This window comes from Pseudomonas sp. NPDC087342, assembly GCF_044744265.1.
Classification (GTDB): Bacteria; Pseudomonadota; Gammaproteobacteria; order Pseudomonadales; family Pseudomonadaceae; genus Aquipseudomonas; species Aquipseudomonas nunensis.
In genome coordinates this window covers 1,118,658-1,143,271 of sequence record NZ_JBIUXZ010000001.1, presented here as the reverse complement: position 1 = coordinate 1,143,271, position 24,614 = coordinate 1,118,658, and the positions used below count along the sequence as shown (strand labels likewise).

Below are 24,614 nucleotides of genomic sequence, written 5' to 3'. Positions count from 1 at the left end.
GAGGCTTGCCCGCGAAGAGGCCCGCCGAATCACCGCAAATCCGGCTCGGGCAACTTCATCACCCCGCGCACCACCAAATCCTGAATAAACCCCAGCCAATCCTGCTGCTGCCCCTTGTCCGCCAAATCCTCCCCCAGAAACGAACTCAGCGTATGCCGGTTGGAGTTATAGAAATAACACAGCGAGGCAATCATCAAATACACATGCTTGATGTCCAGCACCTCGCGAAACAAGCCCTGGGCCTGACCCGCTTCAATGATCGGCCGCAACACCCCGACCGCTTCCCCCGACAACCGCCGCAATTCGCTGGACTGCTGCGCGTGCTTGCCGTTGTGCAGGTTTTCATTGCTCAGGATCGCGACGAATTCCGGGTGCTTGACGTAGTAATGCCAGACGAACGCGACCAAATCCTGCAACGCCACCAGCGGCTGGCTCAGGTCCAGTTTCAATCGGCTTTCGGCCTTGTTGAATTGCTCGTAGGTGTGTTCCAGCACGCAGATAAACAGCTGCTCCTTACTGCCGAAGTAGTAATAGAGCATGCGGTCGTTGGATTCGGCTTCCCGGGAAATGCTTTCGACCCGCCCCCCGGAATAACCGTCGCGGGTGAATACTTTCACCGCTGCTTCGAGGATCCGTGTGCGGGTCTGCTGGGCCTGGGCGGCCCGGATACCGGTCTTCTTGTTCAACGTGCGGTCAACCTTGTGCCAGACAGAGTCGTAGCGAATGTAGCACGGTCCTTTCAGCGGTTCAGGCTTGGCGCCGATTCGCTGGCCTGCGGGTTTTCCATGACTTGCAGGATCGAGGCTTCCGGGTCGAAATCATCCTCTTCCAGCTCCATGAATTCTTCCGGCAGGAACACGTTGAGGAGGATCGCGCACAGCGCTCCGACGGTGATCGGCGATTCGAAGATGTTGTGCAGCGCCAGCGGCAATTCGCGCAACACTTCCGGCACCGCCGCGATCCCGAGGCCCATGCCCAGGGAAATCGACACGATCAGCATGTTGCGTCGATGCAGTCCGGCTTCGGCGAGGATCTTGATCCCGGCCACCGCCACGGTGCCAAACATCACCAGCTCCGCGCCGCCGAGCACCGGTTTGGGCATCAGTTGCAGCACCGCGCCGATCATTGGGAACAGGCCCAGCAACACCAACAGGCCGGCAATAAAGAACGCCACGTAACGGCTGGCCACGCCAGTGAGTTGGATCACGCCGTTGTTCTGGGCGAAGGTGACCATCGGCATGCTGTTGAACACCGCCGCCATCGCCGAGTTGAGGCCATCGGCGAGCAGCCCGGATTTGATCCGACGAATGTAGATCGGGCCTTTGACCGGTTGTTTGGAAATCATAGAGTTGGCGGTCAGGTCGCCCGCAGCTTCCAGCGGCGACACCAGGAAAATCACTGCCACCGGCACAAACGCCACCCAATCGAAGTTGAAGCCGTACTTGAACGGCACCGGCACGCTCACCAGCGGCACGGCGGGCAGGCTGGCGAAATCGACGTCGCCCATCAGCCAGGCGACCACGTAGCCGAGGGTCAGGCCAATCACGATCGCGCCGAGGCGCAGGAACGGCACATCGACGCGGTTCAATACGATGATGGTGCCCAAGACCAACGCAGCCAACAGCAGATGATGGCTGGCGCCGAGGTCCGCCACGCCGAAGCCGCCAGCGATGTCGGTCATCGCGACTTTGATCAGCGACAGGCCCATCAGCGTGATGATCGTCCCGGTGACCACTGGGGTGATCAGCATTCGCAGCTTGCCGATGAACTGGCTCAATACCACTTCGATAAACGCAGCGAAAAAGCACACGCCGAAGATCGTCGACAGGATCTCATCGGTGCCGCCACCCCGGGCCTTGACCATGAACCCGGCGCTGAGGATCACGCTGATAAAGGAAAAACTGGTGCCTTGCAGGCACAACAAACCGGAACCCACCGGGCCGAAGCGCCGTGCCTGAACGAAGGTGCCCAAGCCGGAGACGAACAGCGCCATGCTGATCAGGTAGGGGATTTCGCTTTGCAGCCCCAGCGCGCCGCCCATGATCAGGGTCGGGGTGATGATGCCGACGAAACTGGCGAGCACGTGTTGCAGGGCGGCGAAGACCGTGGCGGTCAGGTGAGGGCGGTCGTTGAGGCCATAGATCAGGTCGGAGCGGGGCTGGGGTTTTGCGTGTTCAGATGGGGTCACGAGGAAAGCGCCAGGGGCCAGGTCAGAAAATGGAGGCGCAGGATGCCAGAAAACTTACAACCTGACACAAATCCCTGTGGCAAACCCCCTATGCAAAACCCCCTATGCAAAACCCCTGTGGGAGCGAGCTTGCTCGCGATAGCGGTGTGTCAGTAACAGAATTGTTGGCTGATAGGACGCCATCGCGAGCAAGCTCGCTCCCACAAGGGGAATTTGCGGTGTGCTCAAGCAAACGCCGCCAGCAAATCCTCTTCAAACGCCTTCTGTGCTTCCCCCGGCACCTGCGCCCGATGCCGGGCCAGGTGAAATCCCACGTCAAAACTCATTTCCCCGACCCGCACCGCCCGCAGCAATCCCTTGTCCTCCCAGCTACGAGCAAAGTGGCTCGGCAAATATCCGACATGTTTACCGGACAAAATAAACGCAAGCGTGCCTTCAACCTGCTCCGACCGCGCCGAACACAACTTGCCCTGAAACGGCTCATCACTGCGCAAGAACCGATACGGATGATCCACCCGGTCGCTGGCCTGCAACGCCTGATCATCCGGCGCCTCGTTGCTGAACAACGGATGCCCCGGCGCGCAATACAAATGCTGGGTTTCGGTGAACAACTCGCGGTAGTCAAAAGCGCTTTGCACCTGTGAGAAATAGCCGATCGCCAAGTCCAGCCGCTGCTGCAGCATCAGCCGCTCCATTTCTCCCGGCATGGCGCTGATCAACTCGATACGCACCGACTCGTCCCGCTCGCGAAAGCGTCGGATCGCGTCCGCCACCCGTTGCAGCACCGATTGATCAAGGGCTTCGGACAAACCCAAACGCACCTCGCCAATCAACCGTCCGGCCACGCCGTTGGACTGATGACGAAAGGCTTCGATGGATTCGAACAGTCCACGGATGGCGATCAGCAGTTGCTCGCCCTTGGGCGTGATGCGGAAGCCACCCTTGCCGCGACTGCACAGGCGATAACCGAGGCGGGTTTCGAGCTTGGCCATTTGCTGGCTGATGCTCGACTGGCTCAGCCCCAGTTCGCCCTGCGCCGCACTGAAGCCGCCGCACTCGACCACGCTGACAAACAGCCGCAGCAATTGCAGGTCCAGATCATGCAGTTGGCCGAGCATCACATTACTCCAGGATAAAGTCAGGTTAACAAACTTGATATTTCACCAATGTATCCGAGGGCGCACGCTGCAACCACTCCAACTGGTCAGGTGTTTGTCATGGCTCCTCTCTTCAAGCTGTGTTTTCCCGCGCTGTTACTTGCTGTTGCCGTGTCGGCCCAGGCCGAGGAAAAGACTCTCAACCTCTACAGTTGGCAGGATTATTTTGCTCCCGAGGCCATCAAGCAATTCGAGAAGGAAACCGGCATTCAGGTGCGTTACGACACCTTCGATAGCTCCGAAGTCCTGGAAACCAAACTGCTGACCGGAGGCAGCGGCTATGACGTCGTGGTGCCTTCTTCCAGCGTAATGGCACGCGGGATTGCCGCCAATGCGTTGAAGCCGATTCCCCTCGACAGCCTCAAGGGCCACGCGAACATCGACCCGGACTTACTGAAAAAAGCCGCCGCTACCGACCCTGGCAACCGCTTTGGCGTGCCGTATACCTGGGGTACTTTGGGTTTGGGGTTGAATGTCGAGGCAGTCAAAAAGCGCCTGCCGGACGTGCCGCTCAACAGCCTTGACCTGTTGTTCAAGCCTGAATACGCCAGCAAGTTGAAAGATTGCGGCATCGCGATAATCGACTCCCCACAGGAAGTGATCGGTCTGGCGCTGCACTACCTCGGTAAAGATCCCTACAGCAGCGACAAGGCCGATCTGACAGCCGCCGAGGCGTTGTTGCATCAGTTGCAGCCGAATGTGCTGTACGTCGCCACTGGCCGGCAGATCAGCGACTTGGCCAACGGCAGTATTTGCCTGGCGTTGGCCTACAACGGTGACGCCAGCATCGCCGCCGACCAGGCGCAAAAAGCCAACAAGCCGTTCGAAGTGACGTACCGCATTCCCAAGGACGGCACGCTGGTCTGGCAGGACAACCTCGCGATCCCTAAAGACGCGCCGCACCCGCAAGCAGCGCAGGCGTTTGTCGAATTCATGCTGCGCCCCGAATCCGTCGCAGGGGTGACCAACACCCTGTTTTTTGCCAACGCGAACCAGGCCGCAACATCGCTGGTGGATGAGGCGGTGCGTACCAACCCGGATATTTACCCTCCCGCCGATGTGCGCGACCGCTTGTACGCCGACCAAAACATGAACCTCAAGGACATGCGCCAGCGCACCCGTCTCTGGACCACTTTCCGTAGCCGTCAATAATAAGGAACTCACCATGGATGTCCCTGTGCAAAACGACCAGGCCATGACCCGCGACAGCCTCTACGGGACTGCCGCCGAAAGCACCTATGCCGGTATCACCAGTTTCATGCGCCGGCGCTACAGCCGCGACTTGCGCGGGGTCGATGTGGCCGTCAGCGGCGTGCCGTTCGACACCGCCACCAGCAACCGCCCCGGAGCGCGTTTCGGACCACGCGGGATTCGTGCGGCTTCCACCGGGATTGCCTGGGAACGCCACTGGCCGTGGACTTTCGACCCGTTCGATCACTTGGCGGTGATTGATTACGGCGACTGCGACTTCGACTACGGCACGCCGCAGTCGGTGCCGGAAAGCATCGAAGGCCACGCCGAGCACATATTGAATGCCGGCAGCGCAATGCTCACGTTCGGAGGCGATCACTTCATCACCTATCCGCTGCTCAAGGCCCATGCGCGCAAACATGGCGCGTTGTCGCTGATCCACTTCGACGCTCATAGCGACACGTGGCCGGACGAGGAGGGCAAGCGTGTGGATCACGGCACGATGTTCTGGCACGCAGCGAAGGAGGGGCTGGTGGATCCGTCGCGTTCGGTGCAGATCGGTTTACGCACCACCAACGACGATCACATGGGCTTTCAGGTGCTGGACGCGCGGCAGGTGCATCGCCAGGGTTGCGAGGCAATTGTCGAGGCGATTCGGGCGAGGGTTGGCGATAACCCGGTGTACCTGACGTTTGATATCGACTGCCTGGATCCGGCGTTTGCTCCGGGCACCGGAACCCCGGTGTGCGGCGGTTTGAGCACGGTGCAGGCGCTGGAAATCCTCGGCGGTTTGCGCGGGATCAATCTGGTGGGGATGGACGTGGTCGAAGTCGCGCCGGCGTATGACAGCGCGGACATTACCTCGCTGGCGGCGGCGACATTGGCGATGGAGATGCTGTGCCTGTATGCAGCCAAACACAAAGTCGACAGGTAGAACACAGTCCATGTGGGAGCGAGCCTGCTCGCGAAAGCGGTGGTTCAGTCAGCATCTCTGTTGAATGTTAAGCGGCCTTCGCGGGCAAGCCTCGCTCCTACAGGATCTCCACAGTCCCTGTAGGAGCGAGGCTTGCCCGCGAAGCTTTTTCAGGCCACCGGAATCTTCGGCAAATCCAGGGTCTCAACCCCGGTATACCGCGCCGCCGACCCGGTAATCATCGCGTGTGGCACACCCAATTCCACAGCACTCGACCCATCCAGCCGCGCGAGTTGCTCATCACTCAACGCCACCTCCAATGCCCCCAGCGTCGCATCCAGTTGCTCACGCGTCCGCGATCCCAGAATCGGAATCAGCGCTGTGGTCGAACGCTTGGCTTTCTCACGCAACCAGGCAATCGCCACATGCGTCGGGGTCGATTCCAGTTCTGCAGCGACCGCCAGCAAAGTATCGAGCAGGGCGGTTTCCCGGGCGCTTTTCTCGGCGTGGATCAACATGCCGAGTTTGGCCGCGCGGTTGTTCTCGTCGTTGGTGCGGTACTTGCCGGTGAGGAAGCCACCACCCAGCGGCGACCACAGGGTTGCGGCAAGGCCCAGAGCTTCAGCCATCGGCAGCAATTCACGTTCGGCGGTGCGCTCGGCCAGGCTGTATTCGGTCTGGATCGCGGCAATCGGCGAGAAACCGCGCACTTCGGCCAGCACGTCAGCGCGGGCGATGCGCCAGGCCGGGAAGTTCGACAGCCCGGCGTAATGGATCTTGCCGGCGCGCACCAAATCATCGAAACCGCGAAGGATTTCTTCCATCGGCGTGACGCCGTCGGTGATGTGCGCCCAGAACAGATCGATGTGATCGGTATTCAGCCGCTTCAGACTCTCTTCCACGGAGCGAACCATGTTCTTGCGGTTGTTGCCAGTGAAGGAAATGCCCGCGACCCGATCCGTGCCCATCGTGTATTTGGTGGCGATGACCAGACGATCCCGTTCTGCGGCGATGAACTCGCTGAGCATCACTTCGGACTGACCGTTCTGATAGCCGTTGGCGGTGTCGATGAAGTTGCCGCCGGCTTCCAGGTAGCCGTCGAAAATCCGCTTGGCTTCATCGCGCTCCGCGCCGTGGCCCCAACCGGTGCCGAAGTTGCCAGCGCCCAACGCCAGTTCCGAAACCCGCAGGCCGGTTTTGCGGCCGAAGACTTTGTAATGCATGGGATCACTCCTGAGGAAATACGCTTGGGTTAAATATAAATGGTCAGCGACATGTATTTAATATGATGCGAGTAATATCCAGCGTCAAGACGCTTTTTCAGGGAGTGACCACTGGCATTTTCGCTCCTGCCAGTTTCTGACAGCAGCCTTTGCTAAGCTGCGGGCACTTTTCCGCACTGAGTGCCGATCGTGTCGCGAACCACCCGATTACTGACCTTGCTGCAAGTGCTGCGGGGTAAAAGCCGTCCGGCGACCGCCGCAACCCTGGCCAGCGAACTGGAGATTTCCGAACGCACGCTGTACCGCGACATCGCCGAACTGACGGCTCTCGGCGCGCCGATTTATGGCGAGGCGGGGATCGGCTACGTGTTGCGCAGCGGTCTGTTCCTGCCGCCATTGATGCTCAACGCCGACGAAACCGAAGCCATCGTGCTCGGTTTACGTTATGTCGATCAGCGTGGCGATGAGGTCCTGAGCAAAGCAGCAGCGGATGCGCTGGCCAAGATTGCCGCCGTGTTGGCGCCAGAGGCACTGGACGCCTTGCACAACCCGACGGTCTTGCCCGGCCCGCCGGGATTTGGATTTGCGAAAAACGCTGTACCGTTGAATGTGTTTCGCCAGGCGATCCGTAATCAGGCCAAGTTGCACATCGATTACGCCGATGCCAATCAGGTGCCGACCCAGCGCCTGATCTGGCCGCTGGCCCTGGGGTTTCTCAATGAGGTGCGGATCATCGTTGCCTGGTGTGAATTGCGCGGTGCCTACCGGACCTTTCGCACGGACCGTATTTCCGCCGCGAGCGAGCAGGGCGATCGCTATCCGGGCCGTCGTAGCGACTTGCTGCGCACCTGGCGCAAGCAGATGCAACTGGACGAAACCGGGCGATTCACTCCTGACAAGAACTGACACAGGCGTGTCTTAACATGGCTCCAGAATCAAACAACAAGGAGCCTTCAACATGTCTAATCCAGCCTCTTCACTGGCACCGGCCATCGCCGATTACATCGCCGCCGCCAATGCCCGTGACACCTCGCGGGTCGCCAGTTTTTTCGCTGAGGATGCCAACGTCTTCGATGAAGGCGAGCATCAGGTCGGCACCCAGGCCATCGCCCAATGGATGCAAGACACCGCGCAACGCTACCAGCCTCGGGTCGAAGTGCTCGACGTGCAACTGCGCACCGGCAAGGTGCTGGTGCATAACCTGATTTCCGGGACGTTTCCTGGTAGCCCGCTGGAATTGCGCTATACCTTTCGCCTGAACGAACAGGGCAAGATTGCGCGGTTGGACATTTCCCTCTGACACTGCCCAACCCCTGTGGGAACGGGTATTTGTGGGCGAACCTTTACTTGTAGGAGCGAGGCTTGCCCGCGAAGGGGCCTTCACATTCAACATCTTTGTTGGCTGTTACAACGCCTTCGCGGGCAAGCCTCGCTCCTACAAGGGGATGTTTGTGGTGTTTCAAATAATCGGGCGGCTGGCATACTGCGTGGCTTCAGACCTGAAGCGCGGCCCTCATGACTTTCGACTCCCCGTTAAGCGCTTGGCAATACGCCGTTGAACAGAAGGGCTTCGTCCAGGACGAGGCCCAGGAACATGCCGTCTGGGCCCTGCAAAAGTGTCACGAAGCCTTGCACGAGGGGCATCAGTCGATCACTGGCGTTTACCTTTGGGGGCCAGTCGGTCGCGGCAAGACCTGGTTAATGGATCAGTTCTACGAAAGCCTGCGGGTGCCCGCCCGGCGCCAGCATTTCCACCATTTTATGGGTTGGGTGCATCAGCGTTCATTCCAACTGACCGGCACCGCCGACCCGCTCAAAGCCTTGGCCCAAGAGTTGGCTCAGGAAGTCCGGGTGTTGTGTTTCGATGAGCTGTTCGTCAACGACATCGGCGACGCGATCATTCTCGGCCGCTTGTTCCAGGTGATGTTCGAGGAAGGCGTGGTGGTGGTCAGCACCTCCAACCAGCCGCCGGACCAGTTGTATGCCGACGGCTTCAACCGCGACCGTTTTACCCCGGCCATCGAGGCGATCAAGCAGCACATGCAAGTGATCGCGGTGGATGGCGGGGAAGATCATCGCCTGCATCCCGGTACGGCGTTGCAGCGGTATTGGGTCGGGGCACTCGATCAGTCCAGCGGCCTGGCCGAAGCGTTCAAGGCCCTGACCGCTGGCCAGTCGGTGTCAACTGATCCGATCCAGGTCGGCTACCGCAGCGTCCACGTGGTGCAGGCCAGCGCCACGGTGCTTTGGTGTCGCTACGCCGACCTGTGCGAGCAACCTTTCGCCGCCATGGACTTCATGGCCCTGTGCGACACCTTCAGCGCTATCCTGATGAGTGAAGTGCCCAACCTCAGCGCGCAAAAACGCGAAGGGCGGATTGCCAGGGGCACGGAAGACGGGGTGGAACGGGTGGTGGCCGGTGACCGTGAGCTGCCTCAGTTGTCGGTGCATGACGACGGCGTGCGGCGCTTCATCGCGCTGGTGGACGAATGCTACGACCGCAAGGTGCCGCTGTACCTCGAAGCCCAGGTGCCGATGGACGCCTTGTACACCGAGGGTTACCTGGAATTCCCGTTCCGCCGCACCCTCAGCCGTTTGCAGGAAATGCAGCTGCAACGCTTTGCCGACGTTTGAGCACCAGGAGGAGCGACGATGAATCAGCCTCTGTCTCACCATTTACTGACCATGGCCTACCAGAATGCCTGGGCCAACCATCGACTGGCCAAGGCCTGGGGCCAGTTGAGCGCGTCGGAATTGGCGGCGCCGCGTGTCAGTTTTTTCCCGAGCATTTGTGCGACCCTCAACCACATTCTGACCTGTGACTGGTTCTACGTGGACGCCCTGGAACGTGAGTTGCGCGGTGATGTACCGCATCCCGATTGCTACGTGTTTTTCAAGGATGAGCAGCCGTTCACGGACGTCGATGACCTCAAGCACGAGCAGGCCAGCGTGGACCGACGGCTGATCGCTTATTGCGAACAACTGCGTGACGCGGATCTCGGGCAGATGGTGACCATCGCGCGGGATACGCCACAACACGACAGCCGGTTGCGCATGCTTTCTCATCTGTTTGAACACCAGATTCATCACCGTGGGCAGGTTCACGCCATGCTCAGCGGCACTTCAGTCAAACCGCCGCAACTGGACGAGTTTTTCTGTGCCGGGGAGGCGGGGTTGCGGGCAGAGGATTTTGCCGAGTTGGGTTGGACTGAAGAATTGGTGTGGGGACATTAAGATCCGGTTGTCGCCGCGACAACGCCACGCTAATGTCCGTGGCCAATTTGATGTGTGATCGAGGGTGGAAATGGAATCCGCAGAAATACTTGTCCTTCAAGCCAGCTACACCAACCCAGTACATGCCGAGGCCATTTGTCTGGTGCTGAACAGCTACGCCGAAGACCCGATGGGCGGCGGTGAACCGCTGGACGCCGAGGTCCTGCGGCAACTGCCGGCGGAATTGGCCAAGCGATCCTTTGCGTTCAGCGTGGTGGCGTTCGTCGGCGGCGAACCGGCGGGGCTGGTCAATTGCTTTGAAGGCTTTTCGACCTTTGCCTGCCGGCCACTGGTCAACGTGCACGATGTGGCGGTGGTGCCAAAGTTTCGCGGCTTGGGGCTGAGCCAGAAGATGCTGCAAAAGGTCGAAGACATCGCCCGTCAGCGCGGCTGCTGCAAGATCACCCTCGAAGTTCTGGAAGGCAACGACGTCGCCCAGGCGTCGTATGCCAAGTTCGGTTTTGCGCCCGGCATGTTTGATCCCGCCCATGGGCGCATGCTGTTCTGGATCAAGACCCTGTAAATCCCGGGCATAAAAAAGGGCGTCCATCAGGACGCCCGAAGTGTCAGCTCTGACGGCGGAGCAGGGGCCGTCAGAGGTCCATGGGTTCAGGGTTTGTAATATTCGGTCACTTGCGCGGTTTGATCGTCCGGGACCCGCAGCTCTTGGCTTTGTCGTTGATCGGTCTGGCTTTGCGCCGTGTGGACCGGAAAGTTGTCCCAATGATGCTTCATCCGCTCTGCGCCGCCTTCGGCAAACGCGCTGGCGGAACCGACAAGCAGCAGGCCGGCGAAGATCAGGCTGACTCGTTTCATGGTGTATCTCCCACTAAGAATGACGGGGTGCCTTTCATCCGTGATTAAAGGGCGTGGGCGCAGTATCGGCAGACCCTATTAAGTCTGAATTAACGCCAATCAACGTGTGGGAGCGAGCCTGCTCGCGAAGACGGTCTGTCAGCCAACATCTCCATCAACTGACACACCGCCTTCGCGAGCAGGCTCGCTCCCACAGTGGATCTGTTGTGAACGCAGCTACTGCATCCAACTTCAATCCCTGTGAGAGTGAGCAAGCTCACTCCCTCGGTAGATTGCGGTTACAGCTCAGAGTTTCCAGTCTAGGCTCAACGTCACCGTGCGCGGGTCGCCCCAGAACACGCCGTTGTAGAAGCCGACGTTGTCGTAATACTTTTTGTCGAACAGGTTATCCACGTTCAGCGAGGCCGACAGGTGCTTGTCGAACTCATAACGCGACATCAACTTGACCACGGTGTAGGCGCCTTGGCGGATCTTCGCGTTTTCGGTGATCAGGTCTCCCTGGGCGTCCCGACCGATCGGGCGATTGGAATTGCCCCAGATATCACTCTGCCAGTTCACCGCACCGCCCACGGTCAGCGCATGCCAGTCACCGGGCAGGCGATAGGCCGTAGACAGTCGCAGCATGTTCAACGGCTCATTGGTGTTCGCGCGCTGCTTATCGCCGTTCGCCGCGTGGGTGTAGGTGTAGCCGGCGGTCATGTTCCAGTCGGTCATGACTTCGCCGGAGACTTCGACTTCGAAGCCCTGGACCTTCTGCCCCTTGCCCCCGGATTTATAGAACTGCTCGCCGGTAAGCGGGTCTTGCGGCACCGAGTCGTCGAGTTCGGCGACGTTATCCTGCTTGCTCCAGAACAACGCCGTCGCAACGTTCAATCGCTCCTCCAGCAAGCTGCCCTTCAGACCGAGTTCATAGTTGCTGCCAACCACCGGTTCCAGGTATTTGCGGTTGGCGTCGCGATTGTCCTGAGGCTTGAAGATGTCGGTGTAGCTGACGTAGACGGTGTACTCGGGCGTGAGGTCGTAGAGCAACCCGGCGTACGGCGTCCAGATATCGCTTTGTTGCTGGGCAGTGATTTCGACGCCGGTCAGTTGCAGGTTTTTATCGTAGCTGTAGTTCTTGTTCGAGGTTTTCCAGCTGCCATATCGGCTGCCGAGTACCGCGTGAAAGCGCTCGGTCAGGCTCAGGCGCGTAGCCAGGTAGCCAGCCTTTTGCCGAGTGCTGTCCGATGCGCCGGTGAGGCTGGTGACGGTGTCGGGAAATTTGGCGATGCCACCCATGTATTTCCAGTCGGGGATGTTGCCGTAGCCCGCAGGCACGGCGCCGCCCACGGTGTGGGGTGATTCTGAACTGCGCTCCGCTTCCCCGTAGCCGAACATCAATTCGTGTTCCCGCCCGAACAGCGCGTATGGGCCGGCCACGTTGATGTCATAGGTGTCCATTTTCTGCGTGCCGAGCATGTGGCTGCTGTAAGCACTCATGCCGCTGCGATCGTCATTCGGGAAGCCACCGCCGCCGTAGTAGACCTTGCCGTCGGTATCGCTGTCGCGGTGGGTGTAGGCCGCTTTCAGGTGCCAGCCGCCGCCCAATTGCTGGTCGAGGTTGGCGAAAGCGGTCTTGTCCTTGAGCGGCCAGGAACTCCACGACGTCGCCATGTGGGTCGAACGCCCCAGGTTGGCCTTGCCACCGGACGAGTTCCAATACGGCACCGTGCCCCAGGAGGTGCCCTGGACCTGTTTATCCTGATAGTCGTAACCCACCGCCAGCAGCGTGTCGTCGGTGAGATCGGCTTCCAGCACGCCATAACCGACTTCCCGTTGCATCTGGTAATGATCGCGGAACGACTGACTGTCGCGATAGGCCAGCACGCTGCGCCCGCGCAAACGCCCGTCGAACGCCAACGGGCCGCCAACATCCACGTAGCTGTAGTAATCGTCATAGCTGCCGCCACTGACCCCGGTCTGGGCTTGCCATTGCGCGGTCGGTCGCTTGCGCACCATGTTGATGGTGGCCGATGGGTCGCCCGCGCCGGTGGTCAACCCGGTGGCGCCGCGAACCACTTCGATGCGGTCGTAGATGATGGTGTCGGAATCGGACTTCATACGCCCGAAGGTGTTGAGCATGCCATCGATCTGGAAGTTGTTGATCTCATAGCCACGGGACGAATAGCTGACGCGGTCCGAGTCGTTGTGCTGGACCACCACGCCAGTGGTCTGGCTCATGGCTTCGGAGAGGGTGCCGAGCTTGAAGTCGTCCATTTGCTGGCGAGTGACCACGGACACCGATTGTGGCGTTTCCTTGATCGACAGGTTCAGCCGCGTGGCGGTGCTCATGGCGCCGGTGGTGTAGGACTCGGTATTTTCGGTGGTGCTGCCCAAGCCTTCGGCGGTGACGCTGGTGCTGGCGAGTTCCAGGGCACTGGTAGCCGGATCCTTGTCGGGATCGGTTTCGGCCAGCAAGTCCGGGCTCAAGGCTGCACTGCACAGCCCAAGGGTCAAGGTCATGGAACGGGTGATAGGCGCGAACATCGCAGCCGACTCCTTGTCTTCGAGGGAAAAATTCCGTTTGCTCAAAGACGAAGGGGAGCGGGGGGATTTAGCGTTAAACGAGAATAATTGTCATCTCTGGATGTTTCAACGCGCAAAAAAATGTGGGAGCGGGCTTGTGGCGAGGGGGCTTGCCCCCGTTGGGTCGCGAAGCGGCCCCAAACCTGAAACCGCGATGTAACAGGCACGACGCGTTGAATGGTTCTACGACTGCTTCGCAGCCGAACGGGGGCAAGCCCCCTCGCCACACAAGCCTGCTCCTACAGGGGGTATTGCAGTGTTACTGCTTGACGACCGCTGGCACTTCCGTCACGGCGGCTTTGGGTTTCATCAGGCTGAAGTCGATCAGCGGACGCTGCTGACGCTCGTACGGGTTGCCGATCATCAGCGGTCGCGGCTTGAAGCTGTCGCTGACCAGGCTCTTGCTGTGGTCCAGTTCATCGAAACTCAGGCCTGCCATGTCGGCCCAGGTGTGGATCAACTGCGAGCTGCTGTAAGGGCGGCTCAGGTCGGCGGCAAAATTCCAGTCGTGGGTGTCACGCCATTTTGGCGAAGCCCAGGCCATGAACGGAATGGTGTACATCGGCGCCGTCGGTTTGTTTTCGTTGCGCCCCAGGGTGTTGTGGCCTGGGGAGTCGAAGACGTCTTCGCCGTGGTCGGAGAGGTACATCAGGAAGCCGTTTGGATCGACCTTGGCGTAGTCCTTGATCAGGCTCGACACCACGAAGTCGTTGTACAGCACCGCGTTGTCATAGCTGTTGTAGGTCGGCACTTCGGCGTCTTTTACGCCGGCCGGAACCCCGGTGCGGTCCTTGAACTTGTCGAAGGTCGGCGGGTAACGGTACTGGTAGCTCATGTGCGTACCGAGCAGATGCACGACGATCAACTTGTGCGCCGCCGGATCACTCAGCGCCTTGTTGAACGGCTCGATCACGTCGCCATCGTACTGGGCGGCGTTCTGGTTGCGGTTGTTGTTCAGGTACACCTGCTCGTCAGCCTGTTCGGAGAACGTGGTGAGCATGGTGTTGCGCTTGGTCATGGTCTGCTGGTTGGTGATCCAGAAGGTTTTGTAGCCTGCCTGTTTCATCATGCTGACCAGCGACGGCGTCGTCAGGTACAGGTCCGGGTTCTCTTCGTCGGCGAAGGTCAGCACCTGTTGCAACGCCTCGATGGTGTAGGGGCGCGGGGTGATGACGTTATTGAAGACCGCCAGTTGATCCTTGAGCTTGTCCAGTTCCGGCGTGGTCTCGCGGTTGTAGCCATACAGGCTCATGCGCTGACGGTTGGTGGACTCGCCGATCACCAGCACCAGGGTCGACGGTTGGTCGGCCATGGTGTTCTTGAGGTTTTTCAGCGGCGCGATCTTGCTCGCACTGTCGAGCATGTCTTGCATGCCGGCCAGGGTGTCGAGGTAACGGTGATACGCCACGGCCATCTGCCAAGGCACGGCTGGCTCGATACGAGTTTCGAATTTCTCGAAACCGCCGGCAAGGCTGCCGGTGCGAGCGGTTTGCTTGATCAGCGGATAACCGACTACGGCCACCAGGATGGCGGTCGCAGCGACCAGCGCTCTTCCGCGCGGCATATACACCGGGCGCAAGCGGGTCCACAGGAAGTAGGCGAACGCGGTGTGAGCGAGGAACGCCGCCACCATCCACCAGGCAAAGTACTGGGTCATGTACTCGCCGGCTTCAGAGATGTTCGACTCGAACATGATGAAGATGACGCTCTGGGAAAACTCCTGCTGATAGATGAAGAAGTAACCCAGGCTGGCCATCGAACAGGCCCACAGCACGACGCCGATCAGCGCGGCCATCAGACGGGTGCGCTTGGGGAACAGCAGCATCGGCGCCAGCCAGATGGCACTCATCACAAACGCCTGGCGAAACCCGGTGAAACCGGAGGTGCCGGTCAGTTGGATCAGCAACTGGGTAATGCCGGAGAAGTACCAGAAGAAGACAAATAGCCAGATGAAACCGGCCCAATCGAAACCTGTCGCAGACGTTTTGCTGCGTTTGAGCAATGCCATTAAGTACGTACTCCCACCGGCGTCATGGAGTCACCGGCGTCATCAAACGAACCCACGAGAAACCGCTGCCCGAGAACCGAACAGCCACAAGGATCGGGAGTATCGCTAGAGGGATGTGAAAACTTTGTGAGTTTCGTTCAGGAACGCGACAGGAAGCGCAGGCGTCGATGGCTTTTCATGTGGGAGCGGGCTGATATGGAGAAGGTGCTTTTCTGTGGCGAGGGGGCTTGCCCCCTCGCCACACAAGCCCGCTCCCACAGGGGATGGCGGGGGTGCTGAGGGGAATCAGGCGCTAAGCGAAGGCATCGGTTGCCCGGAGAGTTGAGCCTGTTGCTGCAACAATTGCCTGAGCTGGGCCACCTGAGTCTTCAAGGTGTCACGCTCATCTTTCAATTGGCGCAGTTCATCACGACGAATCGTGACGTAGAGAGTTTGTGGGGGACGTGCGGTAACGATTGTGTCCATTGCTCACCTCGCAAATGGCCTGCATCAACTGTGGTTGTGCCGTTCTTGCGAGCGACATAAACACTATCGGCACCGATTTTGATTTCTTTTGCCCATGATGGGAACTTTTTTATTTTTCATGGTCGGTGTGTCTTCAACACGATTCCCGACGTTATCAGTGTGAATCGGGCACAATGCCCGGAAACTTCATCCCGGCGCTCTGGACTAACCCACATTAGTCGCGTTGGGCTATAACCTTTGACACACATTATTTGCAGTAAGGAGCATCAGCACATGCAACTCGGGATTATTGGACTGGGCCGCATGGGCGGTAATATTGCGCGGCGCCTGATGCTCAACGGGCATACCACCGTTGTTTACGACCGCAATACCGCCTTCGTCGAGAACCTGGCCAAAGAAGGCTCCACCGGCGTTGCCGACCTGCCGGCGCTGGTCGCAGGCCTGGCTAAACCGCGTGCGATCTGGGTCATGCTGCCGGCCGGCGCACCGACCGAAGACACCATCGACACCCTGAGCAACCTGCTCGAAGCCGGCGATACCATCATCGACGGCGGCAACACCTTCTATAAAGATGACATCCGCCGGGCCAAGACCCTGTCGGAAAAAGGCCTGCACTACATTGACGTCGGCACCTCCGGCGGCGTCTGGGGCCTGGAGCGCGGTTACTGCATGATGATCGGCGGCGACGCCGAGACCGTGAAGCGCCTCGATCCGCTGTTTGAAAGCCTGGCCCCGGGCCTGGGCGACATCCCGCGCACCAAGGACCGCAAGTCCGACGACGATCGCGCCGAACGCGGCTACATCCACGCCGGCCCGGCAGGCTCTGGCCACTTCGTGAAGATGATCCATAACGGCATCGAATACGGAATGATGCAGGCCTTCGCCGAAGGCTTTGACATCCTCAAGACCAAATCCAGCGAAAACCTGCCGGAAGACCAGCGTTTCGACCTGAACGTCGCTGACATTGCCGAAGTCTGGCGTCGTGGCAGCGTGGTGTCGTCCTGGTTGCTCGACCTGACCGCCGACGCCTTGGCCAGCGACCCGAAACTCGACGGTTACTCGGGTTCCGTGGCTGACAGCGGTGAAGGTCGCTGGACCATCGAAGCCGCCATGGAGCAATCGGTGCCGGTGCCGGTGCTGTCGAACTCGCTGTTCTCGCGCTACCGTTCCCGCGGTCAAGGCACCTTTGGCGACAAAATTCTCTCGGCCCAGCGCTTCGGCTTCGGCGGCCATGTGGAGACATCGAAAAAATGAGTAATACGATCCGCAGGAAATCCAAGGCAGAACCCGCACCACCGACCACGCTGTTCCTGTTCGGTGCCCATGGTGATCTGGTCAAGCGTCTGTTGATGCCGGCCCTGTACAACCTCAGTCGCGACGGCCTGCTTGGCGATGGACTGCGGATCATCGGCGTTGACCACAACGCCATCAGCGATGAAGCCTTCGCGCAGAAGCTCGAAGACTTCATTCGCACCGAAGCGGCCGCCAAGATCGGCAAGGGCGACACAGCCCTTGATCCGGACTTGTGGGCCAAATTGGCCAAAGGCATCAGCTACGTCCAGGGCGATTTCCTGGACGACAGCACCTATCAAGCCCTGGCGGCAAAAATCGCCGACAGCGGCACTGGCAATGCGGTGTTCTACCTGGCCACCGCGCCACGTTTCTTCAGTGAAGTGGTGCGCCGACTCGGCAGCGCCGGTTTGCTCGAAGAAACCCCGGAAGCTTTCAGAAGGGTGGTGATCGAAAAACCGTTCGGCTCCGACCTGCAAACCGCCGAAGCCTTGAACGCTTGCTTGCTCAAGGTCATGTCGGAAAAGCAGATCTACCGGATCGATCACTATCTGGGCAAGGAAACCGTGCAGAACATTCTGGTCAGCCGGTTCTCCAACAGCCTGTTCGAAGCGTTCTGGAACAACCATTACATCGACCACGTGCAGATCACCGCCGCCGAAACCGTTGGCGTGGAAACCCGTGGCAGTTTTTACGAACACACCGGCGCCTTGCGGGACATGGTGCCCAATCACCTGTTCCAATTGCTGGCGATGGTGGCCATGGAGCCGCCGGCCGCGTTTGGCGCCGATGCGGTACGTGGCGAAAAAGCCAAAGTGGTCGGCGCGATCCGCCCATGGTCGGTTGAAGATGCGCGGGCCAACTCGGTGCGCGGCCAATACGCCGCTGGCGAAGTCGATGGCAAGCCATTGGCCGGTTACCGCCAGGAAGGCAACGTGGCGCCGGACAGCAACACCGAAACCTATGTCGCGCTGAAAGTCATGATCGACAACTGGCGCTGGGTCGGCGTGCCGTTCTACCTGCGCACCGGCAAGCGCATGAGCGTGCGCGACACCGAGATCGTCATCTGCTTCAAACCGGCGCCGTACGCGCAGTTCCGCGACACCGAAGTCGAGGAGTTGCAGCCGACCTATCTGCGAATCCAGATCCAGCCCAACGAAGGCATGTGGTTTGACCTGCTGGCCAAGCGGCCGGGGCCGGCGCTGAAGATGGCCAACATCGAGCTGGGGTTCGCCTACAAGGACTTCTTCGAGATGCAGCCGTCCACCGGCTACGAAACCCTGATTTACGATTGCCTGACTGGCGACCAGACGCTGTTTCAGCGCGCCGACAACATCGAGAACGGCTGGCGCGCCGTGCAACCGTTCCTCGACGCCTGGCAGCAGGACGCGAGCGTGCAGAGCTACCCGGCGGGTGAGAACGGCCCACAAGCCGCCGAAGACCTGCTGACCCGCGATGGCCGCGTTTGGCACAGCCTCGGATGAGTGAAGCGCTGAAACAACCCATCCGTTTTCTGCTCAGTGACATGGACGGCACCCTGCTGCTGCCCGATCACAGCTTGAGCCAGCGCACCATCGACGCGGTTCGCGCATTGCGTGAGGCCGGCGTGCTGTTCAGCCTGGCTACCGGCCGGCCGCCGAAAGCCATGTTGCAGCAGATCGAAGCCCTGGGCGTCGACCTGCCAACCGCCGCGTTCAACGGCGGTACCATCGTCAACCCGGACGGCAGTTTGCTGGTCGCGCATTATTTGCCGGCCACCGCGGCGCTGACTGCACTGGCGCTGTTCGCTGATCGGCCGGACATCGAAATCTGGGTGTTCAGTGGTGGCGACTGGCTGCTCAAAGATCCGAACGGCCCGATGGTGCCTCGTGAACAGCACGGTCTGGGTTATCCGCCGGTGGTGGTCGAGAGTTTTGAGCCGTATCTGGAGCGCATCGACAAGATAGTCGCCACCAGCAACAACACTGACCTGTTGATCGAACTCGAAGCGCTGTTGCTGCCCAAGGTCGAAGGCCAGGCCCAGGTGTCCCGCTCACAGCCGATTTACCTGGACGTGACCGCGATGCAAGCCAACAAGGGCGCGGCGTTGGCGACACTGGCCGAGTTTCTCGGCGTGCCGCTGGAGCAAACCGCCGCACTGGGCGACGGCGGCAATGACCCGGCGATGTTCCATCGCGCCGGGTTGTCGATTGCCATGGGGCAGGCGGAAGAAGCGGTGAAGCGCCAGGCCGATGTGGTCACCGGCGCCAACACCGAAGACGGCGCGGCGCAGGCGATTGAGCGGTACATCCTGAGCGCACGTTAAACCGCGTTATCGTTCTTCGCGGGCAAGCCTCGCTCCTACAGAAGTTGCGCGATCCCTGTAGGAGCGAGGCTTGCCCGCGAAGTCGTCAGACCTGCCGCCTCAAAGCCAGAAACTCACCGCATACCACCCCAAAACCCCCATCACCACCGTATACGGCAACGCCATCCACACCATCCGCCCATACGACAGGCGAATCAGCGGTGCAATCGCCGAGGTCAGCAAAAACAGAAACGCTGCCTGACCATTCGGTGTCGCCACACTCGGTAAATTGGTTCCGGTATTGATCGCGATCGCCAATGTCTCGAAATGCTCGCGGCTCATGTGCCCGGCGATAAACGCCTGTTTCACTTCGGTAATGTAAATCGTCGCCACAAACACGTTGTCGCTGATCGCCGATAGCAAACCGTTGGCAATAAACAGCATGCCCGGCTGTTGCTCCGCCGGCAGGGCCAGCACCCACTGAATCAGCGGCGTGAACAGTTGCTGGTCATGAATCACCGCGACCACGGCGAAGAACACCACCAGCAGCGCGGTGAACGGCATCGCATCTTTAAACGCGTTGCCAATGCGATGTTCGTCAGTGATGCCGGTGAACGCGGTGATCAACACGATCACCATCAAACCGATCAGCCCGACTTCTGCAATGTGAAACGCCAGCCCGGCAATCAGGATCAACGCCGCCGCGCCCTGGACCAGCAGCGCCGCACGCTGGCGCGCGGTGCGTTCGGCATTGTCTTCGGCGGCATAGTTGGCCAGTACCGCGCGCACATTGTCCGGCAGCAGCGTGCCGTAACCGAACCAGCGCAGCTTTTCCAGCAGCACGCAGGTCACCAGGCCAGCGGCCAATACCGGCAATGAAACCGGGGCGATCTTCAGGAAGAACTCGGCGAAATGCCAACCCATCTCATGGCCGATCAACAGGTTCTGCGGCTCGCCAACCAGCGTGCACACACCACCGAGTGCCGTGCCCACGGCGCCATGCATCAGCAGGCTGCGCAGAAAGGCGCGGAATTGTTCGAGGTCTTCATGGTGCAGAGTCGGCAGGTGCTGATCGTCGCTGAATTGGCTGTCCTGACGCGGATCGTTGCCCGAGGCGACGCGGTGATACACCGAGTAAAATCCCACCGCCGCGCTGATGATCACCGCCGTGACGGTCAAGGCGTCTAGAAACGCCGAGAGAAACGCTGACAGAAAACAGAACATCAAGGCCAGTAATGCTTTGGAGCGCACCCCGAGCAACAGGCGCGAGAACAGAAATAGCAACAGGTCTTTCATGAAGTAGATGCCTGCCACCATAAACATCAGCAGCAGGATCACCGGGAAGTTGTGCACCAGTTCGTCGTACAGCGCCTGAGGCGTGGTCATCTTCAACAGCAGCGCTTCGATCAGCAACAGACCGCCGGGCATCAGTGGATAACACTTGAGCGCCATGGCCAGGGTGAAAATAAACTCCAGGACCAGCAACCAACCCGCCGCCACCGGCCCTACGGTCCACAGCACCAGCGCGTTAAGAATCAGGAAGCCGACAATGCTCGCCTTGTACCAGCGGGGCGAGTGCCCGAGAAAATTATGCGCGAACGCCTGGGCCATTGAACCGGACATCGGCTACTCCTTGTATTAAGAAGCGCGCAACTTGCCGGAAGCGTCGATGAAGATCAACCCGTATCAGCTCAGGTAACGCGCAACCACCGCGCGATAGTTACCGTCCAGCGAGTAACCGCCGACGACAATTCGACCGTTGTCCTGCACGGCCAGGGAAGTGGCGGTGTTCAGGCTGCGGCCCAGTCGGGTACGAACCCAGCCGAGGCCATTGGCAAAGCTGCGATCCAGCGTACCTTGGGGCAGATAGCGGGCCAGGATGAAATCGGCTTCGACCCCGCCGATCGTGGCGCCGACCGCCAGTACGCTGCCATCCGCCTGAACCTGGGCGGCGGTCCATTGGCTGCCGCTGTGGCCGATTTCCAGGTGTTGCGGTTGACCGCCGTTGCAATGCTTGTCCGGGCGACCGTTGCTGTGCAGTTTCAGCGACAGGCAATGCATCGGGTCGCGACTGCTGCCGAAACAGTGCAAGTCGCCATTGTCCTGCTGGACGATCTGGCTGACCTGAGCGCTGCGCCCCAGTGCCTTGAAGGTCATGAAACCATCCACGGCGAAGCTGTCGTCCAGTCGTCCATCGGCGTGATAGCGTGCCAGCAAACCTTCGGCAGGGAAATTGATCGAGCCCCCCGCCAGGATTCGCCCGTCCTGTTGCAGCATCAGGCTGGCAAGCCAGGTGTTCATCATCAAATGCCTGACAACCACGAAACCACGACCGTTGAAATCGCGGTCCAGGCTGCCGTCGACATTCAGGCGGATCAGCAGGCCGACGTGATCGGCAAGTTCGAAATGATGATTGGCCACCAGCAGGATTCGACCGTCCGGCTGTACGGCGATATCGCAGGCCTCGGCGCCCGGTACGCCCGGTGGCAGCCAGTCGTCGCGCAAGCCCCGGGACAGCTCGCCAGGCAGGCGCACAACCTGGCGGCCATTGTCGCCAAAGCTTCGAACCGGCTGACCTTCGGGGTCGAACAGCGCCAGAGCGGGCAGGGTACGGTGAGCATCTTCGTAGTGCAGGCCAGCTAGCAAAATAGAGCCGCAGGGCAAGACATGCACCTTGCTGCCCATGGCTTCAAAGCCCAGGGCGAATTGGCCGATCAGGCTGCCCTGGTTGCCAAAACCCAGGTCCGCCGAGCCATCCTCCAGCAAGCGGGCCAGGCCAAAGCGGCTGCCCGCATGAGTGCCGACCTTGGCCGCGACCAGCAAACGGCCTTGCGGATCGATGGCGACACCGTTGGCCATGCTTGAGGAACTGCCGGCGAAATAGACTTGGGTCTTGCCGGCAGCGGCAAATTCCGGATCGAGGTGCCCGGCTGAATTTACCGTGGCGGGGCAGGCGAAAGCGGTCTGGTTTGACATGCACGCATCTCCTTGCCAGTCGACCTCATCCCGGTAACCGGGAGGGTGACTGTGCATGCGAAACATTCAATCCCTGAATGCCTGGATGCACAACTGTCATAACTAACAGGCGGAGGGTCGCTTTTTGCCAGAACAGTGTCTTTTGGAACCACTGAAGAGGGTGCCAACAATCGAGCCTTTATAAAGCAAAAGATCGCAGCCTTCGGCAGCTCCTACAAGGAAACGCATATTCCAATGTAGGCGCTGCCGAAGGCGGCGATCTTTTGATCTTTAATTAATGAGGCATGGACCACGATTGCAACGTGTAGCCATCTTCGCTGAGTGCAGCACGCGCCTGTTCCAGCAGATGTTCAAGTTGCACCGGATCGGAATAAGCGCTGCTTGGGATCTGCGCGCGGCCAATGCGGGTATTGGTGCGGTCGATCACGCTCAGGCAGAGTTCGCCGTTGCCGTCTTGTGGGGCCCAAGCCACGCATTGAAATGGCTTGAACGCGCGGTCGGCAATCAAAAGAGCTTCGTTGATACGGAGCGGGGCGGTCATGGGATCTTCTCTCTATATGCCCAATCAAGTGATGTGCCGTCGGTTGGGCTTACCGTTCGGCTGGTTACTTGTACTGATGCCCTCAATGGGGGGTTGGGTCACACACAATCCAAAGAAAATTCAACTTTCTTTCATATACTCAATATTCAGGCAGTTTTTGAAAGCTGGCTGAAAGCTTCAGTCGTTAGGTAACTAACAAACTTCCTTCTTATAACTAATTAGTTAAGACTCCTATAATCAAACGATACAAGGTGCCGTCAAATTCTTGCTAATGTTACAGCCAGGTCCGCCAAATGACTGTTTTTAATAATATTTCCTTAAATTTGGCGCCAAGGAACAGTCATGATCGAAGCGCCTGCCTTACGACGTCTGTTAGTGGTTGATCCTTGCGACGATTGCCATCGTCTTTTGCCGGGATTGCGCTCTGTAGGATGGGACGTTGACAGCTGCACGCTGGAAAACGCCGCCGATCGGACCTGCGATGTCGGCCTCTTGCGATTGCAGCCGTTCCACCTGGAACGGCCCGAAGCCGTCAAGGAATTGATCAGCCGCAGCGGCACCGAATGGATTGCCGTGCTTAACCAGGAAGTCCTGCGACTGCAAAACGTCGGGGATTTTGTATGCGAATGGTTTTTTGACTTCCATACCTTGCCGTTCGACGTCTCCCGGGTCCAGGTGACCCTGGGCCGCGCATTCGGCATGGCGCGGCTGCGCGGGCAGGGCACGATTCACATCGATCAGCCGGAACACGAGTTGCTGGGTGACAGCAAACCGATCCGCGAGCTGCGCAAGTTATTGAGCAAACTGGCGCCCACCGAGTCGCCGGTATTGATCCGCGGCGAAAGCGGCACCGGTAAAGAATTGGTCGCCCGCACCCTGCACCGGCAATCCCAACGCCACAACAAGCCGTTCGTGGCAATCAACTGCGGCGCGATTCCCGAACATCTGATCCAGTCTGAACTGTTTGGCCACGAGAAAGGCGCCTTCACCGGTGCGCATCAACGCAAGATCGGGCGGATCGAAGCCGCGAACGGCGGCACGCTGTTTCTTGATGAAATCGGCGATCTGCCGTTGGAACTGCAAGCCAATCTGCTGCGCTTCCTGCAGGAAAAACACATCGAGCATGTCGGCGGCAGTACGCCGATTCCGGTGGATGTGCGGGTATTGGCGGCGACTCACGTCGACCTGGAGGCGGCCATCGAGAAGAAACGCTTTCGCGAAGATTTGTACTATCGCCTCAACGTGCTGCAAGTGGTCACCGCGCCGCTACGTGAACGCCACGGTGACCTCTCGATGCTGGCCAACCACTTTTCCCATTTCTATAGCCATGAAACCGGTCGCCGCCCGCGCAGCTTCAGCGAAGACGCGTTGATCGCCATGGGCAAGCATGACTGGCCGGGCAATGTTCGCGAGTTGGCCAATCGGGTACGTCGCGGGCTGGTATTGGCCGAAGGACGCCAGATCGAAGCGCGGGACCTGGGGCTGATCAGCCAACAGACAATTGCCGCGCCGATGGGCACGCTGGAAGATTACAAGACCCGCGCCGAGCGCCAGGCCTTGTGCGATGTGCTGAACCGCCATAGCGATAACTTGAGTATCGCTGCCAAGGTGTTGGGGATCTCCAGGCCTACCTTCTACCGGTTGTTGCACAAGCATCAGATACGTTAGACCAAGATCAAAGGATCGCAGCCTCGTTTCACTCGACAGCTCCTACGGGTTTGCGC

General features: G+C 59.6%; 22 protein-coding genes. 11 read left to right on the top strand and 11 right to left on the bottom strand.

What is annotated here, in order from left to right; genetic code table 11:
* Nucleotides 1-29: 29 nt before the first annotated feature.
* From ACIOYV_RS05210 to ACIOYV_RS05200, 3 genes are all read right to left on the bottom strand, one after another.
* Entirely contained in the window at nt 30-686 is a 657-nt protein-coding gene (locus tag ACIOYV_RS05210; protein WP_401321455.1) for a TetR family transcriptional regulator, read from the bottom strand.
* Nucleotides 687-739: 53 nt separating this feature from the next.
* Nucleotides 740-2,188, bottom strand: coding sequence for a nucleobase:cation symporter-2 family protein (locus ACIOYV_RS05205; RefSeq protein WP_401321453.1), 1,449 nt, complete (start codon nt 2,186-2,188; stop codon nt 740-742).
* A gap of 224 nt (nt 2,189-2,412) precedes the next feature.
* Entirely contained in the window at nt 2,413-3,306 is an 894-nt protein-coding gene (locus ACIOYV_RS05200) for a LysR family transcriptional regulator (protein ID WP_401321451.1), read from the bottom strand.
* A 99-nt stretch (nt 3,307-3,405) separates the two neighbouring features.
* On the opposite strand from ACIOYV_RS05200, the gene ACIOYV_RS05195 reads away from it, so the two are divergent.
* Nucleotides 3,406-4,497 carry a polyamine ABC transporter substrate-binding protein gene (locus ACIOYV_RS05195; protein WP_401321448.1) on the top strand — a complete coding sequence of 364 codons (1,092 nt, stop codon included), beginning with the start codon at nt 3,406-3,408 and terminating at the stop codon, nt 4,495-4,497.
* A gap of 13 nt (nt 4,498-4,510) precedes the next feature.
* Nucleotides 4,511-5,470, top strand: coding sequence for an agmatinase (speB, locus tag ACIOYV_RS05190; RefSeq protein ID WP_401321446.1), 960 nt, complete (start codon nt 4,511-4,513; stop codon nt 5,468-5,470).
* A gap of 149 nt (nt 5,471-5,619) precedes the next feature.
* Here speB and ACIOYV_RS05185 read toward each other — a convergent pair whose 3' ends face one another.
* Nucleotides 5,620-6,672 (bottom strand): aldo/keto reductase, encoded by a 1,053-nt coding sequence (locus ACIOYV_RS05185; RefSeq protein ID WP_401321444.1) that lies wholly within the window; start codon nt 6,670-6,672, stop codon nt 5,620-5,622.
* A 189-nt stretch (nt 6,673-6,861) separates the two neighbouring features.
* Between ACIOYV_RS05185 and ACIOYV_RS05180 the strand changes: the two genes are divergently transcribed.
* The 5 genes from ACIOYV_RS05180 to ACIOYV_RS05160 all read left to right on the top strand — a co-directional run bounded on the left by ACIOYV_RS05180 (nt 6,862) and on the right by ACIOYV_RS05160 (nt 10,468).
* Nucleotides 6,862-7,578 (top strand): helix-turn-helix transcriptional regulator, encoded by a 717-nt coding sequence (locus ACIOYV_RS05180; RefSeq protein ID WP_401321441.1) that lies wholly within the window; start codon nt 6,862-6,864, stop codon nt 7,576-7,578.
* A gap of 52 nt (nt 7,579-7,630) precedes the next feature.
* Complete coding sequence (locus tag ACIOYV_RS05175) at nt 7,631-7,972, top strand: nuclear transport factor 2 family protein (protein WP_054614864.1); 342 nt, start codon at nt 7,631-7,633, stop codon at nt 7,970-7,972.
* A 215-nt stretch (nt 7,973-8,187) separates the two neighbouring features.
* A complete protein-coding gene (gene zapE, locus ACIOYV_RS05170; protein WP_401321438.1) occupies nt 8,188-9,306 on the top strand; it encodes a cell division protein ZapE in 1,119 nt (372 codons plus the stop codon).
* Nucleotides 9,307-9,324: 18 nt separating this feature from the next.
* Nucleotides 9,325-9,906 carry a DinB family protein gene (locus ACIOYV_RS05165; RefSeq protein WP_401321435.1) on the top strand — a complete coding sequence of 194 codons (582 nt, stop codon included), beginning with the start codon at nt 9,325-9,327 and terminating at the stop codon, nt 9,904-9,906.
* 70 nt (nt 9,907-9,976) lie between these two features.
* Nucleotides 9,977-10,468, top strand: coding sequence for a GNAT family N-acetyltransferase (locus ACIOYV_RS05160; RefSeq protein ID WP_401321432.1), 492 nt, complete (start codon nt 9,977-9,979; stop codon nt 10,466-10,468).
* A gap of 86 nt (nt 10,469-10,554) precedes the next feature.
* Here the strand turns inward: ACIOYV_RS05160 and ACIOYV_RS05155 are convergent, their stop codons facing one another.
* From ACIOYV_RS05155 to ACIOYV_RS05140, 4 genes are all read right to left on the bottom strand, one after another.
* A complete protein-coding gene (locus ACIOYV_RS05155) occupies nt 10,555-10,761 on the bottom strand; it encodes a hypothetical protein (protein WP_401321429.1) in 207 nt (68 codons plus the stop codon).
* 285 nt (nt 10,762-11,046) lie between these two features.
* Complete coding sequence (locus tag ACIOYV_RS05150) at nt 11,047-13,287, bottom strand: TonB-dependent siderophore receptor (protein WP_401321427.1); 2,241 nt, start codon at nt 13,285-13,287, stop codon at nt 11,047-11,049.
* 298 nt (nt 13,288-13,585) lie between these two features.
* Nucleotides 13,586-15,334, bottom strand: coding sequence for a phosphoethanolamine transferase CptA (locus ACIOYV_RS05145; protein ID WP_401321424.1), 1,749 nt, complete (start codon nt 15,332-15,334; stop codon nt 13,586-13,588).
* A gap of 285 nt (nt 15,335-15,619) precedes the next feature.
* Nucleotides 15,620-15,799, bottom strand: a complete 180-nt coding sequence (locus ACIOYV_RS05140) for a DUF6026 family protein (RefSeq protein ID WP_054614859.1) — start codon at nt 15,797-15,799, stop codon at nt 15,620-15,622.
* Between the two features lie 273 nt (nt 15,800-16,072).
* Here ACIOYV_RS05140 and gnd point away from each other — a divergent pair, with 273 nt between their 5' ends.
* Genes gnd through ACIOYV_RS05125 form a run of 3 tightly spaced genes read left to right on the top strand, consistent with a single transcriptional unit; the run spans nt 16,073 to nt 19,394 of the window.
* Nucleotides 16,073-17,053: a phosphogluconate dehydrogenase (NAD(+)-dependent, decarboxylating) gene (gene gnd, locus ACIOYV_RS05135; protein WP_054046325.1), complete on the top strand. Its 981-nt coding sequence runs from the start codon at nt 16,073-16,075 to the stop codon at nt 17,051-17,053.
* Nucleotides 17,050-18,573, top strand: a complete 1,524-nt coding sequence (zwf, locus tag ACIOYV_RS05130) for a glucose-6-phosphate dehydrogenase (RefSeq protein ID WP_401321420.1) — start codon at nt 17,050-17,052, stop codon at nt 18,571-18,573. Before gnd ends, zwf begins: the two co-directional genes overlap by 4 nt.
* Nucleotides 18,570-19,394: an HAD family hydrolase gene (locus tag ACIOYV_RS05125; RefSeq protein WP_401321417.1), complete on the top strand. Its 825-nt coding sequence runs from the start codon at nt 18,570-18,572 to the stop codon at nt 19,392-19,394. Before zwf ends, ACIOYV_RS05125 begins: the two co-directional genes overlap by 4 nt.
* Nucleotides 19,395-19,493: 99 nt before the next feature.
* On the opposite strand, the gene nhaB is transcribed toward ACIOYV_RS05125, so the two are convergent.
* The 3 genes from nhaB to ACIOYV_RS05110 form a co-directional block, all read right to left on the bottom strand.
* Nucleotides 19,494-20,996, bottom strand: coding sequence for a sodium/proton antiporter NhaB (gene nhaB / locus ACIOYV_RS05120; protein ID WP_401321415.1), 1,503 nt, complete (start codon nt 20,994-20,996; stop codon nt 19,494-19,496).
* 63 nt (nt 20,997-21,059) lie between these two features.
* On the bottom strand, nt 21,060-22,349 hold the full coding sequence (locus ACIOYV_RS05115; protein WP_401321412.1) for a hypothetical protein: 1,290 nt from the start codon (nt 22,347-22,349) through the stop codon (nt 21,060-21,062).
* 274 nt (nt 22,350-22,623) lie between these two features.
* A complete protein-coding gene (locus tag ACIOYV_RS05110) occupies nt 22,624-22,890 on the bottom strand; it encodes a hypothetical protein (RefSeq protein ID WP_054046315.1) in 267 nt (88 codons plus the stop codon).
* A 342-nt stretch (nt 22,891-23,232) separates the two neighbouring features.
* Here ACIOYV_RS05110 and ACIOYV_RS05105 point away from each other — a divergent pair, with 342 nt between their 5' ends.
* Complete coding sequence (locus ACIOYV_RS05105; protein ID WP_054046313.1) at nt 23,233-24,558, top strand: sigma-54 dependent transcriptional regulator; 1,326 nt, start codon at nt 23,233-23,235, stop codon at nt 24,556-24,558.
* Nucleotides 24,559-24,614 lie beyond the last annotated feature (56 nt).

What these genes read in the sequence shown, in the direction of transcription:
- ACIOYV_RS05200 (WP_401321451.1), bottom strand. Translation starts at nt 3,306, where the DNA reads ATGCTCGGCCAACTGCATGATCTGGACCTGCAATTGCTGCGGCTGTTT.
- ACIOYV_RS05195 (WP_401321448.1), top strand. Translation starts at nt 3,406, where the DNA reads ATGGCTCCTCTCTTCAAGCTGTGTTTTCCCGCGCTGTTACTTGCTGTT.
- speB (WP_401321446.1), top strand. Translation starts at nt 4,511, where the DNA reads ATGGATGTCCCTGTGCAAAACGACCAGGCCATGACCCGCGACAGCCTC.
- ACIOYV_RS05185 (WP_401321444.1), bottom strand. Translation starts at nt 6,672, where the DNA reads ATGCATTACAAAGTCTTCGGCCGCAAAACCGGCCTGCGGGTTTCGGAA.
- ACIOYV_RS05175 (WP_054614864.1), top strand. Translation starts at nt 7,631, where the DNA reads ATGTCTAATCCAGCCTCTTCACTGGCACCGGCCATCGCCGATTACATC.
- zapE (WP_401321438.1), top strand. Translation starts at nt 8,188, where the DNA reads ATGACTTTCGACTCCCCGTTAAGCGCTTGGCAATACGCCGTTGAACAG.
- ACIOYV_RS05165 (WP_401321435.1), top strand. Translation starts at nt 9,325, where the DNA reads ATGAATCAGCCTCTGTCTCACCATTTACTGACCATGGCCTACCAGAAT.
- ACIOYV_RS05160 (WP_401321432.1), top strand. Translation starts at nt 9,977, where the DNA reads ATGGAATCCGCAGAAATACTTGTCCTTCAAGCCAGCTACACCAACCCA.
- ACIOYV_RS05155 (WP_401321429.1), bottom strand. Translation starts at nt 10,761, where the DNA reads ATGAAACGAGTCAGCCTGATCTTCGCCGGCCTGCTGCTTGTCGGTTCC.
- ACIOYV_RS05150 (WP_401321427.1), bottom strand. Translation starts at nt 13,287, where the DNA reads ATGTTCGCGCCTATCACCCGTTCCATGACCTTGACCCTTGGGCTGTGC.
- ACIOYV_RS05145 (WP_401321424.1), bottom strand. Translation starts at nt 15,334, where the DNA reads ATGGCATTGCTCAAACGCAGCAAAACGTCTGCGACAGGTTTCGATTGG.
- ACIOYV_RS05140 (WP_054614859.1), bottom strand. Translation starts at nt 15,799, where the DNA reads ATGGACACAATCGTTACCGCACGTCCCCCACAAACTCTCTACGTCACG.
- gnd (WP_054046325.1), top strand. Translation starts at nt 16,073, where the DNA reads ATGCAACTCGGGATTATTGGACTGGGCCGCATGGGCGGTAATATTGCG.
- zwf (WP_401321420.1), top strand. Translation starts at nt 17,050, where the DNA reads ATGAGTAATACGATCCGCAGGAAATCCAAGGCAGAACCCGCACCACCG.
- ACIOYV_RS05125 (WP_401321417.1), top strand. Translation starts at nt 18,570, where the DNA reads ATGAGTGAAGCGCTGAAACAACCCATCCGTTTTCTGCTCAGTGACATG.
- nhaB (WP_401321415.1), bottom strand. Translation starts at nt 20,996, where the DNA reads ATGTCCGGTTCAATGGCCCAGGCGTTCGCGCATAATTTTCTCGGGCAC.
- ACIOYV_RS05115 (WP_401321412.1), bottom strand. Translation starts at nt 22,349, where the DNA reads ATGTCAAACCAGACCGCTTTCGCCTGCCCCGCCACGGTAAATTCAGCC.
- ACIOYV_RS05110 (WP_054046315.1), bottom strand. Translation starts at nt 22,890, where the DNA reads ATGACCGCCCCGCTCCGTATCAACGAAGCTCTTTTGATTGCCGACCGC.
- ACIOYV_RS05105 (WP_054046313.1), top strand. Translation starts at nt 23,233, where the DNA reads ATGATCGAAGCGCCTGCCTTACGACGTCTGTTAGTGGTTGATCCTTGC.